The organism is Streptomyces sp. NPDC026538 (assembly GCF_055567535.1).
The window spans coordinates 138,247-151,293 of sequence record NZ_JBVHQG010000008.1; the positions used below are offsets into that span (position 1 = coordinate 138,247).

Annotated in this window: 14 protein-coding genes; 10 read left to right on the top strand and 4 right to left on the bottom strand. The window is 70.4% G+C overall.

The genetic code is table 11. The features are described 5' to 3' along the window. The first annotated feature begins 366 nt into the window (after window positions 1–366). The 5 genes from ACZ4N4_RS30125 to ACZ4N4_RS30145 all read left to right on the top strand — a co-directional run bounded on the left by ACZ4N4_RS30125 (window position 367) and on the right by ACZ4N4_RS30145 (window position 5,004). Window positions 367–1,764 (top strand): DUF6421 family protein, encoded by a 1,398-nt coding sequence (locus ACZ4N4_RS30125; protein WP_453564060.1) that lies wholly within the window; start codon window positions 367–369, stop codon window positions 1,762–1,764. Window positions 1,765–1,802: 38 nt separating this feature from the next. Beyond that, window positions 1,803–2,552: an SDR family NAD(P)-dependent oxidoreductase gene (locus ACZ4N4_RS30130; RefSeq protein WP_453564062.1), complete on the top strand. Its 750-nt coding sequence runs from the start codon at window positions 1,803–1,805 to the stop codon at window positions 2,550–2,552. After that, window positions 2,549–3,619 (top strand): threonine aldolase family protein, encoded by a 1,071-nt coding sequence (locus ACZ4N4_RS30135; RefSeq protein WP_453564064.1) that lies wholly within the window; start codon window positions 2,549–2,551, stop codon window positions 3,617–3,619. Before ACZ4N4_RS30130 ends, ACZ4N4_RS30135 begins: the two co-directional genes overlap by 4 nt. Before the next feature lie 79 nt (window positions 3,620–3,698). Then, window positions 3,699–4,292: a transglutaminase domain-containing protein gene (locus tag ACZ4N4_RS30140; protein ID WP_467594618.1), complete on the top strand. Its 594-nt coding sequence runs from the start codon at window positions 3,699–3,701 to the stop codon at window positions 4,290–4,292. A gap of 10 nt (window positions 4,293–4,302) precedes the next feature. After that, window positions 4,303–5,004: a B3/B4 domain-containing protein gene (locus ACZ4N4_RS30145; RefSeq protein WP_467594621.1), complete on the top strand. Its 702-nt coding sequence runs from the start codon at window positions 4,303–4,305 to the stop codon at window positions 5,002–5,004. Between the two features lie 3 nt (window positions 5,005–5,007). Here ACZ4N4_RS30145 and ACZ4N4_RS30150 read toward each other — a convergent pair whose 3' ends face one another. Both ACZ4N4_RS30150 and ACZ4N4_RS30155 read right to left on the bottom strand, forming a co-directional pair. Continuing rightward, complete coding sequence (locus ACZ4N4_RS30150) at window positions 5,008–5,736, bottom strand: lysophospholipid acyltransferase family protein (RefSeq protein ID WP_467594624.1); 729 nt, start codon at window positions 5,734–5,736, stop codon at window positions 5,008–5,010. 186 nt (window positions 5,737–5,922) lie between these two features. After that, a complete protein-coding gene (locus ACZ4N4_RS30155) occupies window positions 5,923–6,339 on the bottom strand; it encodes a DUF4395 domain-containing protein (protein WP_453564073.1) in 417 nt (138 codons plus the stop codon). Between the two features lie 106 nt (window positions 6,340–6,445). Between ACZ4N4_RS30155 and ACZ4N4_RS30160 the strand changes: the two genes are divergently transcribed. The 4 genes from ACZ4N4_RS30160 to ACZ4N4_RS30175 all read left to right on the top strand — a co-directional run bounded on the left by ACZ4N4_RS30160 (window position 6,446) and on the right by ACZ4N4_RS30175 (window position 9,602). After that, a complete protein-coding gene (locus tag ACZ4N4_RS30160; RefSeq protein WP_453564075.1) occupies window positions 6,446–6,859 on the top strand; it encodes a TlpA family protein disulfide reductase in 414 nt (137 codons plus the stop codon). Window positions 6,860–7,067: 208 nt separating this feature from the next. Beyond that, entirely contained in the window at window positions 7,068–7,577 is a 510-nt protein-coding gene (locus ACZ4N4_RS30165; protein ID WP_467594628.1) for a flavin reductase family protein, read from the top strand. A gap of 218 nt (window positions 7,578–7,795) precedes the next feature. Further along, window positions 7,796–8,584: an electron transfer flavoprotein subunit beta/FixA family protein gene (locus ACZ4N4_RS30170; RefSeq protein ID WP_467594631.1), complete on the top strand. Its 789-nt coding sequence runs from the start codon at window positions 7,796–7,798 to the stop codon at window positions 8,582–8,584. 55 nt (window positions 8,585–8,639) lie between these two features. Beyond that, window positions 8,640–9,602, top strand: coding sequence for an electron transfer flavoprotein subunit alpha/FixB family protein (locus ACZ4N4_RS30175; protein ID WP_467594634.1), 963 nt, complete (start codon window positions 8,640–8,642; stop codon window positions 9,600–9,602). A gap of 59 nt (window positions 9,603–9,661) precedes the next feature. Here ACZ4N4_RS30175 and ACZ4N4_RS30180 read toward each other — a convergent pair whose 3' ends face one another. Then, window positions 9,662–10,612 carry an endonuclease/exonuclease/phosphatase family protein gene (locus ACZ4N4_RS30180; RefSeq protein ID WP_467594637.1) on the bottom strand — a complete coding sequence of 317 codons (951 nt, stop codon included), beginning with the start codon at window positions 10,610–10,612 and terminating at the stop codon, window positions 9,662–9,664. A 210-nt stretch (window positions 10,613–10,822) separates the two neighbouring features. Here ACZ4N4_RS30180 and ACZ4N4_RS30185 point away from each other — a divergent pair, with 210 nt between their 5' ends. Beyond that, window positions 10,823–12,127, top strand: a complete 1,305-nt coding sequence (locus ACZ4N4_RS30185; RefSeq protein WP_467594640.1) for a DUF6986 family protein — start codon at window positions 10,823–10,825, stop codon at window positions 12,125–12,127. A 119-nt stretch (window positions 12,128–12,246) separates the two neighbouring features. Here the strand turns inward: ACZ4N4_RS30185 and ACZ4N4_RS30190 are convergent, their stop codons facing one another. Next, the gene (locus ACZ4N4_RS30190) at window positions 12,247–13,044 is read right to left on the bottom strand and encodes a hypothetical protein (RefSeq protein ID WP_467594643.1); all 798 of its coding nucleotides are present in this window, start codon (window positions 13,042–13,044) and stop codon (window positions 12,247–12,249) included. Window positions 13,045–13,047 lie beyond the last annotated feature (3 nt).

Below are 13,047 nucleotides of genomic sequence, written 5' to 3' on the forward strand. Positions count from 1 at the left end.
CCGTTACGACGGGACGTCGCTGTCCACGCGGCTGGGCGCAGCCTAATGGCCGCCCGTCGCGATGAACCCGTACGTACACGGGGGATTGGTGCGCCGGGCGCGTGGTGCCTGGCTCGTGCCCCTGTCGGCGGTCACCCGGGGGTGGGCGCGTCCCGCCGTGTATTGACCGGCCGGATCCATGCGATGCCCGGGAACTGACACCTCGTCACCGCTCGTAGTGAATGTGAGCGCCTTCACGGTTTCGGACAGGAAAAAGCGCGGTGAAGGTGGAGCGCCGCAGGATAATTTCCCGAGGGGCCCCTTGCTGGGAGAAAGCACGTATGCATACGGTGTCCTAACGCGAGGTGCTCCCGTGGAGGATGGGTCATGACGGAAATTCTTGTGCAGGTGGGTTCGGAGGAGCGGGTTCCTCCCGTGACCAGGGTGGTCGAGCACCCGGCATGGCCCGTGCTCAAGGATGGCGTGGAACGGATCCGGCCATGGCAGGCCAAGGACGGGTCCATCGACTTCGACGCCGAGGGCGCCCCCGCCCGCGCCGACGTGGAGCGGGCCGTCGACACGGTGATCGCCGCCGTCGAGGAGCTGTCCCCGCTGCTCCCGCACGACGCCGAGTACCACCGTGCCCTGGTGACCGACCTGCGGCGATGGGCCGTGGGCGGCTTCCAGGTGCCCGACTTCCTCGACTCGCTGCTGGCCTTCCAGCCGGCCGCGGGCCGCGCGCACGGCCTCCAGCACCTGGTCGTCTTCCCGATGTACACCCAGAACGGCAACCCGGACCGCAACCTGGAGGCGGTCGTGCTGCGCATGGTCTGGCCCGACTGGCTGGCCGAGCTGGAGCGCACCCGGTATGACAACCCGCTGTTCTGCGGCATCACCTTCGAGGACTTCACGGCCGGCTACGACACCAACTCGGCCGTCCTCTTCCCCGAGACCATCGCCGTGCGCCAGGCGCCGGAACGATTCTCCTGGGGCGGAATCTTCTGCGACCGCGAGGCCGCCCGCTTCCGCCGGGTCACCGACGCGGCCGTGGACCTCCTCGGCCTGGAACTCCCCGAGGACATCGCCGCCATGGTCCACGACCAGAAGCGCTGCGAAGAGGCCTTCGTGCTGTGGGACATGGTCCACGACCGCACCCACAGCCACGGCGACCTGCCGTTCGACCCGTTCATGATCAAGCAGCGCCAGCCGTTCTGGATGTACGGCCTCGAGGAGCTGCGCTGTGACCTCACCGCCTTCAAGGAGGCCGTGAAGCTGGCCGACGACGGCGTTCCGCAGGCCCGTGACGTGCAGTACGCGGTGCTCTTCGACCGGATGTTCCGCTTCCCGGTCACCGGCGACCGCGTCCGCAACTACGACGGGCTCGGCGGCCAGCTGCTCTTCGCGTACCTGCACAAGCACGACGTGGTCCGCTGGACCGACAACAAGCTCACCATCGACTGGGAGCGCGCCCCGCAGGTCACCAACCAGCTGTGCGCCGAGATCGAGAAGCTCTACCGGGACGGCATCGACCGCCCGAAGCTGGTCCACTGGTTCGCCGGCTACGAACTGGTCGCCACCTACCTCGCCCCGCATCCCGGCTCCAAGTGGGCCAAGGGCCCGGACGCCCTTGACCTGACACTGCCGCCGCGCAAGCTCGTGGACGACGTGCTTCCGGACGAGTTTCCGCTGAGCATGTTCTACGAGGCCCTGTCCAAGAAACTGAAGAACGTGATCGCCGAGACCAAGGGCATCACGGCGGACAGCGCCGAGCCGGTCGCCGCGTGAGCGACCGCCTCCGGAACACGGCTCAAGAGGGGAAGCACATGGCGGGCAACGGGTCTCTCAGTGGTGCGGTGATCGCGGTGGCCGGGGCGGGCGGACCCGCCGGGCACGCGACCCTGGTCAGGCTGGCGGAGGCGGGCGCGACCGTCGTCGGCGCCGACAACAATCCCGAGCGCCTGGCCGAGGCCGTGGACGCGGCCCGCTACGCGGGCGGCGGCGCCGTGGTCACCGGTGAGACGGTCGACCTGCTCAACCTGGACTCGACCCGGGCGTGGGCCGACCGGATCGAGAAGGACCACGGCCGTGTCGACGGCCTGGTCCATCTGGTCGGCGGCTGGCGCGGCAGCGCGAACTTCGCCGAGACCGACCTGGCCGACTGGGACCTGCTGGAGAAGCTGCTGATCCGCACGGTCCAGCACACCTCCCTGGCCTTCTACGACGGCCTGCAGCGCAGCGACCGGGGCCGGTACGTGCTGATCAGCGCCGCCGGTGCGTCCAAGCCCACCGCCGGGAACGCCGCGTACTCCGCCGCCAAGGCCGCGGCCGAGGCCTGGACGCTCGCCATGGCCGACGGCTTCCGCAAGGCCGGGGGCGAGGCGGGCCCGGCCTCCGCTGCTGCCATCCTGGTGGTGAAGGCGTTGGTGCACGACGCGATGCGCGCCGAGCGGCCCAACGCGAAGTTCGCGGGCTTCACGGACGTCACGGACCTCGCCGAGGCCGTCGAGGGCGTCTGGAGCAGGCCCGCCTCCGAAGTGAACGGAAACCGTCTGTGGCTGACCGAGCAGCCGTGAACCCTCCGAAGACCGACGCGCGTCGCCACCACGATCCGGAGGTCCGCGGTTTCGCCAGTGACAACTACGCCGGAACCCACCCCGAGGTACTGGCCGCCCTGGCTCTCGCCAACGGCGGCCACCAGGTGGCCTACGGCGAGGACGAGTACACCGAGAACCTCCAGCGGATCGTCCGCGGCCACTTCGGCGCGACCGCGGAGGCCTTCCCGGTCTTCAACGGCACCGGTGCGAACGTCGTCGCGCTCCAGGCGGTCACCGACCGCTGGGGCGCGGTGATCTGCGCCGAGAGCGCGCACATCAACGTCGACGAGGGCGGCGCCCCCGAGCGCATGGGCGGCCTCAAGCTGCTCACCGTGCCCACGCCCGACGGCAAGCTCACCCCGGAGCTCATCGACCGGCAGGCGTACGGCTGGGAGGACGAGCACCGCGCGATGCCGCAGGTCGTCTCGATCACCCAGAGCACCGAGCTGGGCACCCTCTACACGCCGGACGAGATCCGCGCGATCTGCGAGCACGCCCACGCGCACGGCATGAAGGTGCACCTGGACGGCTCCCGGATAGCCAACGCGGCGGCCTCCCTGGACGTCCCGATGCGCACGTTCACCAATGCGGTGGGCGTCGACATCCTCTCCCTGGGCGGCACCAAGAACGGTGCCGTGTTCGGCGAGGCGGTCGTGGTGATCAACCAGGACGCCGTCAGCCACATGAAGCACCTGCGCAAGCTGTCCATGCAGCTCGCCTCCAAGATGCGCTTCGTGTCCGTGCAGCTGGAGGCCCTGCTCGCCAAGGACCTGTGGCTGCGCAACGCCCGGCACGCCAACGAGATGGCCCAGCGGCTCGCCGAGGGCGTCCGCGCCGTGCACGGTGTGGAGATCCTCCACCCGGTGCAGGCCAACGGCGTCTTCGCCCGGCTCCCGCACGACGTCAGCCTGCGCCTCCAGAAGCGCTTCCGGTTCTACTTCTGGGACGAGGCAGCCGGAGACGTGCGCTGGATGTGCGCCTTCGACACGACCGAGGAGGACGTGGACGCGTTCGTGGCGGCGCTCAAGGAGGAGATGGCGCGCTGACCGGGAATTGATGCATAGATATGCGGTCACCTGAAAAGTCATTGACGCTCGGGTGGTCGCATTTCTATGCTCTGCACCCATGGAGCTGATCCAGAGCACCCCCGACCTGTCCGCGTACTTGGCCGCTGACGAGGTCATCGACCACTATCATCCGCTGGTCCGGGAGGCGTCGGCCCGGCTGGCGTCGGATGCCGAGGACTCGTATGCCTATGCACAGGCCGCGTACGAGTTCGTACGGGACGCCATCCCGCACTCCGCCGACTCCGGTGATCTTCGTGTCACCTGGCGTGCGTCGGACGTGCTGGAGCTGCGCACCGGCATCTGTTACGCCAAGGCCCACGCCCTCGCCGCCCTGCTGCGTGCCGAGGACATCCCCACGGCCCTGTGCTACCAGCGGCTGGCGGCCGACGACGGGGCCGGCCACGTCGTGCACGGACTGGTCGCCGTGCGCTTCAACGGTGGCTGGCACCGGCAGGATCCACGCGGCAATAGACCGGGCGTCGATGCGCGGTTCTCCCTCGACGGTGAGCGGCTGGCCTGGATCCCTGATCCGGAGTCCAGTGAGATGGACTATCCGGTCCTGTACGCTGAACCTCACCCGGCTGTGCTCGGCGCGTTGAAAGCGGCGCCCGACCGTCCGTACCTGTGGAAGACGCTCCCCACCGCACTCTGAGGCAAGGCAGATGACTCTCACGCTCACCGTGTCCGACGAGGTGCGCGCACTCGCGCCCGGCTTCACGCATCTCGCGATCGAGGCCCACGGTCTGGTCAACGGGCCCAGCACGGAGGCGAGTTCGGCCCTCCTCGACGAAGCGGCCCGGCGGCTCGCCGCCCGCCTGGACGGGCGCGCCCCGCACGAGGACCCGCACATGGCGGCCTGGCGTGCGGCCTACACGGCGTTCGGCTCCAAGCCGTCCCGTACCCGGAACTCCGCCGAGGCGCTGGCCAAGCGGGCCCTCGCGGACGGCGGTCTGCCCCGTATCAACCTGCTCGTGGACCTCTACAACGCCATCAGCGTCGCCCACCTGATCCCCGTCGGCGGCGAGGACCTCGATCTCATCCAGGGCGGGATGCGCCTCGTGCGCGCCACGGGCGAGGAGGACTTCGTGACGGTCGCGGGCGGCGAGGAGGCCGTCGAGCACCCGGACGCCGGCGAGGTCGTGTGGTGCGACGAAGCGGGCGTCACCTGCCGCCGCTGGAACTGGCGCCAGGGCCCCCGCACCCGCCTGACCGAGCGGACCACCTCGGCGCTCTTCCTCCTGGAGAGCCTCGCCCCGATGCCGGTCGCCGACGTCGAGGCGGCGGGCGCCGAACTCGCCGAGCTGCTGGAGAAGTTCAGCCCCGGGGCGCGTATCGAGGTACGGGCGCCCGAGTCGGCGGGCTGAGACTCAGATCGCCTCGGCGGCCTTCAACTGCTCCTGCGTGGGCGCCGTACCCCCCAGGTGGGTCGGGAGCCACCAGGTGTCGGTCGTGTCCTTCGGGCGGGCCGGGTAGGCGCGTTGGGCCGCGTCCAGCAGGTCCTGGACGCGGTCGCGCAGGCGGCGGGTGATGGCGCCCGCGTACTGGTCGCGCGGGGCCTCGACCGGCTCGCCCACCCGGATGGTGACGGGGAGGTGGTTGCGCTTGAAGTTGCGCGGCTGGCCCTTGGTCCACAGCCGCTGCGTGCCCCACAGCGCCATCGGGATCAGCGGGACGCCGGCCTCCTGGGCGAGGCGCGCTGCACCCGACTTGAAGCTCTTCAGCGTGAACGACTGGGAGATCGTGGCCTCCGGGAAGACCCCCACGATCTCACCCGACTTGAGCGAGTCCAGCGCGTGCTGGTACGCGGTCTCGCCCTGCGTGCGGTCCACCGGGATGTGCTTCATCCCGCGCATCAGCGGACCGGAGATCCGGTGCCGGAAGACCGACTCCTTCGCCATGAAACGCACCAGGCGCTTCTGCGGGAGAGCGGCCAGGCCGTCGAAGACGAAGTCCAGATAGCTGATGTGATTGCTCACCAGCACGGCTCCGCCCGAGCGCGGGATGTTCTCGGAACCCTGGCAGTCGATCTTCAGGTCCCAGACCTTGAACAGCGTCTTGGCGAAACCGATGACGGGACGGTAGACCAGCTCGGCCATGGGCGGGGCGGACCCTTTCTGCTCTGCCTGGGAAAGGGGATCCCGGCGGGAAGTTACGGAGCCGTAGGTTTACGGCGTATCGCAGATCGTGCCCGAAGAACGGACGGGTAGCCAGCCCTGGTGCCCCGGAGTGGCGAGATCCTCGTCACGTCGGCCTATGATCCACCTCGTATTTTTAACCTGCCTTTACTCTGCGCGTACCCCTACTCGGCGGATGAGCAGGAACATCTCGCACCCCAGGCAGTACCCGAACGCCGCGTTCAGGAAGGCCGCGGCGAGCGCCATCCCGGTCGCCGCGAGACCCAGCCAGCCGGGTCCCAGCGTGAAGCCGACCAGACCGAGTCCCGCGAACACCAGGCCCACCGCCTGTGCGAATCGCGGGGGTTCGGGTGCTTCGAACTCCGTAGGGGGAGCGAGCCGCGGGCGTACGGCCGTCCGGAACGCCCAGCCGTACGGCGAACGGCTCACGCCGGCGGCCGCGCCGAGCGCGAAGACCAGCGTCTGCCAGGCGAGGATCCAGGGGCTCCGGGTGATCAGCGCGGCGGCCAGTACGACCGTCGTCACGGCCGCCGCGAAACGCGGTCCACGTGCGTCGATGTCCATGAACCCAGGATTCCGCCCCGAAGGCCGTCAGGGGAGCCGGGAATCTTTGCAGTCTCGTGAACGCTGGTCGAAAGGGCGGGCGGCGTCGGGAAAGCTGGTGCGCGTGATGACCGGACTGATGGTGTGCGCGGCGGTGCTCGCGATGGCGAGCGTCTACGGAGTGCTGCACAAGCGGCGGAGCGGGAGGGTGAGGGTGCGCGGGCGGGACGACGGCAAGCGGCTCGGAGCGGCCGAACTCGGCGGCGAACTGGGTGGACGGGCAACGCTGGTGCAGTTCTCCAGCGCCTTCTGCGCCCCCTGCCGGGCCACCCGGCGGGTGCTCGGCGAGGTCGCCGAGATGGTCCCCGGGGTCACCCACGTCGAGATCGACGCCGAGGCCCGCCTGGACCTGGTGCGCGAACTGGAGATCCTCAAGACGCCCACCGTGCTGGTGCTCGACGCGGACGGCCGGGTGGTGCGCCGGGCCACCGGGCAGCCCCGGAAGGCGGACGTCATCGCCGCGCTGGGAGAGGCGGTCTGACGGACGTGCCGATGACGGAGGGGCAGCTCCCATATCGCGGAACGTACTTGACTGGGCGTACCACCTATCGTCAGCCTGACCGTATGCCCCATGAACTCCTTCTCTTCGGGCGGGTCCACGTCGATCTGGCCCGCACCGCGAGCGCGCGCTGTCCGGGTCGCTGAACGCCCCCGGACCCGAACGCCGCCTCCCCCAGAAGGAAAACTCCATGACGGCCACGCCCGACCTCGGCACCTCCCGGCTCGCCTCTCCCGACCTGCTCCGCTCAGCCTTCCGGCGGCATGCCGCCGGAGTCGCGGTGATCACCGCGCGCGGGGCCGGCGGCCCGGTCGGCTTCACCGCCACCTCCCTCTCCTCCGTCTCCGCCGAGCCGCCGATGCTCTCCTTCGGCGTCGGCACGGGCGCCTCCAGCTGGCCCGCGATATCCACCGCCGAGCACATAGGCGTCCATATCCTCGGCGAGCACCAGGCCGAGCTCGCGGCCACCTTCGCGCGCAGCGGCGCCGACCGGTTCGGGGCGCCCACCAGTTGGCGCGAGGGTCATGCGGGGGTTCCGGTCCTCGACGACGTGCTGGTCTGGCTGGTGTGCCGGGTCGTCACACGGGTACCGGCCGGCGACCATCGCATCGTGCTGGCCGAGGTGGTCGTCGGAGATCCCTCCCGGGCCGGCCGGCCGCTCCTCTATCACCAGGGTGGTTTCAACGGATTGCGTGATTGATCACGCGCTCCTCGTTCTGCGGAGGCGTCGAGTTCCGGTTACGCTGCGTTGCGAAGGTCACAGTTCAAAGCGCTTGCTTAGCGGGTACGAACTGGGTGTACTGACGAGTAATATTTCGTTCGGAGCGCGCGGCCGCCCCGACCGGGATGAGCCGCTTGAGGCGCCTATGCTGCCTTCAAGAGGCAGGCCAGAAAAGACGATGCAGTAGGAGAGCCGGCGTGAGCCTGAGGATCGTTGTCACTGTGAAGTACGTGCCCGACGCCACTGGCGACCGGCACTTCGCCGATGACCTGACCGTCGACCGTGACGACGTGGACGGTCTGCTCTCCGAACTGGACGAGTACGCGGTCGAGCAGGCGCTGCAGATCGCCGAGAACTCCGACGACGACGTCGAGGTCACCGTCCTGACCGTGGGCCCCGAGGACGCGAAGGACGCGCTGCGCAAGGCGCTGTCCATGGGTGCGGACAAGGCGATCCACGTCGAGGACGACGACCTGCACGGCAGCGACGTGATCGGTACCTCGCTGGTGCTGGCCAAGGCGATCGAGAAGGCCGGCTTCGACCTGGTGGTCTCCGGTATGGCCTCCACCGACGGCACCGCCGGTGTGGTCCCGGCCCTGCTGGCCGAGCGGCTGGGTGTCCCGCAGGTCACCCTGCTCTCCGAGGTCACGGTCGAGGACGGCACCGTGAAGGGCCGCCGTGACGGCGACGCCGCCAGCGAGCAGCTGGAGGCCTCGCTTCCGGCGGTCGTGTCGGTGACCGACCAGTCGGGTGAGGCGCGTTACCCGTCCTTCAAGGGCATCATGGCCGCGAAGAAGAAGCCGGTGGAGTCCTGGGACCTGTCCGACCTGGACATCGAGGCCGAGGAAGTCGGTCTGGAGGGTGCCTGGAGCGCGGTGGAGACCGCGACCGCCCGTCCGGCCCGCACGGCCGGCACGATCGTCAAGGACGAGGGCGAGGGCGGCAAGCAGCTCGCCGAGTTCCTCGCGGGCCAGAAGTTCATCTGAGTCCTGCAGTAGCTGACCGCCGCCCCTCAACTTTCGCAAGCAGGAGAGCATTCCCATGGCTGAAGTCCTCGTCTACGTCGACCACGTGGACGGTGCCGTCCGCAAGCCCACCCTGGAGCTTCTGACCCTGGCCCGCCGGATCGGCGAGCCCGTCGCCGTCGCCCTCGGCAACGGCGCCGCCGACACCGCCGCCGCCCTCGCCGAGCACGGCGCGGTCAAGGTCCTCACCCACGACGCGTCCGAGTACGCCGACTACCTCGTCGTGCCGAAGGTCGACGCGCTGCAGGCCGCCGTCGAGGCCGTCTCCCCGGCCGCCGTGCTGGTCCCCTCCTCCGCGGAGGGCAAGGAGATCGCCGCGCGCCTCGCGCTGCGCATCGGCTCGGGCATCATCACCGACGCCGTCGACCTGGAAGCCGGCGACGAGGGCCCGGTGGCCACCCAGTCGGTGTTCGCCGCCTCCTTCACCACCAAGTCCCGTATCACCAAGGGCGCTCCGGTCATCACGGTCAAGCCCAACAGCGCCGCCGTGGAGGCCGCCCCGGCCGCCGGTGCGGTCGAGGCCCTCGCGGTGACCTTCTCCGACAAGGCCACCGGCACCAAGGTCACCGGCCGCACCCCGCGCGAGTCGACGGGGCGTCCGGAGCTGACCGAGGCCGCGATCGTGGTCTCCGGCGGCCGTGGCGTCAACGGCGCCGAGAACTTCGCCATCATCGAGGCGCTCGCCGACTCCCTCGGCGCGGCCGTGGGCGCCTCGCGTGCCGCCGTCGACGCCGGCTGGTACCCGCACACCAACCAGGTCGGCCAGACCGGCAAGTCCGTGTCCCCGCAGCTGTACATCGCCAACGGCATCTCCGGCGCCATCCAGCACCGCGCGGGCATGCAGACCTCCAAGACCATCGTGGCGGTCAACAAGGACGCCGAGGCCCCGATCTTCGAGCTGGTCGACTTCGGCGTGGTCGGCGACCTCTTCGACGTCGTCCCCCAGCTCACCGAGGAGATCAACACCCGCAAGGGCTGATCACCGCGAGGCTGTCCGAGGCCCCCGTGACCGACACCGGTCACGGGGGCCTCGTGGTGTCAGCGCAGGCTCAGCGAGGCCTGCACGGGCAGATGGTCGCTGGGGAACTGGCCGTGCATCGAGAAGGTGTCGATCGTCGCCTGGTGCGTCGTCACACCCGGCGAGGTCAGGATCCAGTCGATACGGTCGCCGTCCTGCTTCAGCCGGTGGTAGCCGTGGAAGGTGCCGTACAGGGTGCCGCGCCGCTCTGCCGCGTCCCAGGCGTCCACGAGCCCGGAGTCCACCAGGGTGTCGTAGGCCGGGTTCTTGTGCGCGGCGGCGTTGAAGTCGCCGGTCACCACGACCGGCAGCGCGGGGTCGAACTCCGCGATCCGCTGGGTGAGCAGGGTCGCGCTGCGCTCGCGGGCGTACTGGCTCTTCTGGTCGAAGTGGGTGTTGGCGACGTAGAACTCCCGGCCGTCGTCGGCGAGATCGCGGAACCGGACCCAGGTGACGATGCGGGGGAAGGCTGCGTTCCAGGTGTTGGATCCGATGACCTCCGGGGTGTCGGAGAGCCAGAAGGTGTAGTGCTCCAGTGGGGCCAGGCGCCGGATGTCGTAGTAGATCGCCGTGGACTCGTCCCGGCTGCCTCCCTCGCGGCCGGTGCCGATCCAGTCGTAGTGCGGTCCCAGGTCGGCGTCGATGTCGCGCAGCTGCTGGTAGAGGCCTTCCTGGGTGCCGATGACCTGGGGGTGCGCGCGGTGCAGCAGTTCGCGCATCACGGGGCGGCGGTCGGCCCAGCTGTTGGGCTCGGCGTTGTCGGCGTACCGCAGGTTGCAGGTCATGACGTCGAGCCGGGGCGCGCGCCGCGACGGAGCCGAGGGGGCCGCCCGCCCGGCCCGCAGGGTGGCGGACGGTCTGGAGGAGGCGGACGAGGCGGAGACCACGGCGCTGGAAAGGGGCACGGTGACCGCCGCGGCCAACAGGACCTTCAGGCCCAGACGGCGGGTGACTCGGCGCTGGTTCGGCACGGGTGCTCCTTCGGTGGCGACGGCCGGGCGCGGCGTGCGTAAGGCGAGTCCTGCGCAGAGAGTGTGCTACCCAGGTGTGAGTCGAGCGTGAACATGTCCAGATGGGGGCGTGTCGCACGGTGGACATGGTGTTGACCATCCCGAAGGCGCCCGGATAACTTCATTCAACGGATTGTTGATTCCGTACAGTGGAAAACAGGAGGGTGTGGGATGGGTCAGGGCCAGCAGCAGAAGGTGGCGACGAGTCTCGCGGGCGCCGTCAGCGAGGAGATCAGCGCTTCCCTCGCGCCGGTCGACGCCGAACTGGAGCGTCGCTACCCGGGCGACCCCGGCACCCGTCAGCCCGTCCACACCGTGTACGTCCCCGGTGACGCCTTCGCCGCGGACACCATCCGCTCCTGGGGCGACCGGGCGCTGGCCGCCCTGGACGAACACGCCCCCGACGCCGCCTCCTTCGCCGCCGTCCTCGGCCTGTCCGACGAACTCGCCGAGCCTGTCCACTCCCGGGTCCGCGCCAAACTGGAGCGCGAGCCGATCGAAGACCTGCGCGTCGACTTCGAGGACGGCTACGGCCCCCGCCCCGACGCCGAGGAGGACGAGACGGCGGCCCGGGCGGCGCGGCTGATCGCCGACGCGTATGCCGAGGGTACGGCGGCACCGTACATGGGCATCCGGATGAAGTGCATGGAGGCCGCGGTGCGCGACCGGGGCATCCGCACCCTCGACATCTTCCTCACCGGGCTGATGGCGGCCGGCGGCCTGCCCGAGGGCCTGGTGCTGACCCTGCCCAAGGTGACCTACCCCGAGCAGGTCACCGCGATGGCCCGGCTCCTGGAGGCCTTCGAGAAGGTACACGGCCTGGAGCCCGGCCGGATCGGGTTCGAGATCCAGATCGAGACCAGCCAGTCCATCCTCGCCACCGACGGCACCGCCACCGTCGCCCGAATGATCCAGGCCGCCGAGGGCCGCGCCACCGGACTGCACTACGGCACCTTCGACTACAGCGCCTGCCTCGGCGTCTCCGCCGCCTACCAGGCCAGCGACCACCCGGCCGCCGACCACGCCAAGGCGGTCATGCAGGTGGCGGCCGCCGGTACCGGCGTACGCGTGTCGGACGGTTCCACCAACGTGCTGCCGGTCGGCCCCACCGCGAAGGTGCACGACGCCTGGCGGCTGCACTACGGGCTCACCCGGCGCGCCCTGGCCCGCGCCTACTACCAGGGCTGGGACATGCACCCCGGCCACATCCCGACCCGGTACGCGGCCGTCTTCGCCTTCTACCGCGAGGGTTTCGAGCAGGCCGCCGCCCGGCTCGCCCGGTACGCCAACCGCACCGGCGGCGACGTCATGGACGAGCCGGCCACCGCCAAGGCCCTCAGCGGCTACCTGCTGCGCGGACTGGACTGCGGCGCCCTCGACATCGCCGAGGTGGCCCGGCTGACCGGTCTGACCCGAGCCGACCTGGAGGGCTTCGCGGCACCCCGGCGCGGCGACCTGACGGCCTCCGGCAAGTAGCGGCCGGCGTATCCGGGTGCGGGAGATCCGGGCCGCCGGGAGACCCACGGCAGGCGTACCGACGTCCGGAGGGTCAGAGCCGACGGCAGCGGCGACACCGGCGGGTACATCAGCGACGTCTACGTCGACGGCGGCGCGGACGACGAGCCGGTCCCCGGACTTCCCGTCCGCTCGACGCGCAGGTACCGCTCCAGGCCCGACGCGACCGCCCACTTCCGCTCTGCGAACAACCGGGTACCCCGGCGGCACAGTTCGGCGTCGGCCCGCGCACGCGTGCAGAACTCCTCGGGGGTGACACCGAACAGCTCCCTCAACGCGGCTGATTCCTCCAGGAGTTCGGTGAGGAGGGCGTGCTCGCCGGGGTGGCGGCGAGGCGTGCCGGTGCCGTCGTGCAGGACGCCGTGCCGGTTGACGTAGGTGTGGACGCCGGGGAGCGTGGTGCCGTCCGCGAGGGCGACGCGCACGTGCGGGGCGGGCAGCCACGCCCGCTCGAAGTTGCCGCCCGGCAGCGGTACGCCCTCGCTCGCGTCGATCACCTCCAGCTGGGGCCCGTCCAGCCAGACGACGAACAACTCCCGTACCGTGTTGGGGGATTGGAGCGGGGACGCCGAGACATAGCCGAGCCGGCTGACGTGCGCGGAGACGCCCACGTCGAGGCCCGTCACCCGGGTGCGCACCATGGGGATCGGCCCGGGCACCCCGGACTCGGCCATCTTGTGCTGGAGTTGGGCGGGGGAGGCGTTGGAGCCGACCGCGAGCACCGGTACCCGGCCGTCGTCGTGCACCAGCCGGTCCAGCGGCAACAGCCGGTCGCCGTCGAGGAGTCCGGAGTCGGCGGGCCAGACGCCGGGGTAGGTCAGCGGGTGGTCGCGCGGTGCCTGGTCGAGGCCCAGCTCCGCGAGCGTACGGCCGCTCATGCG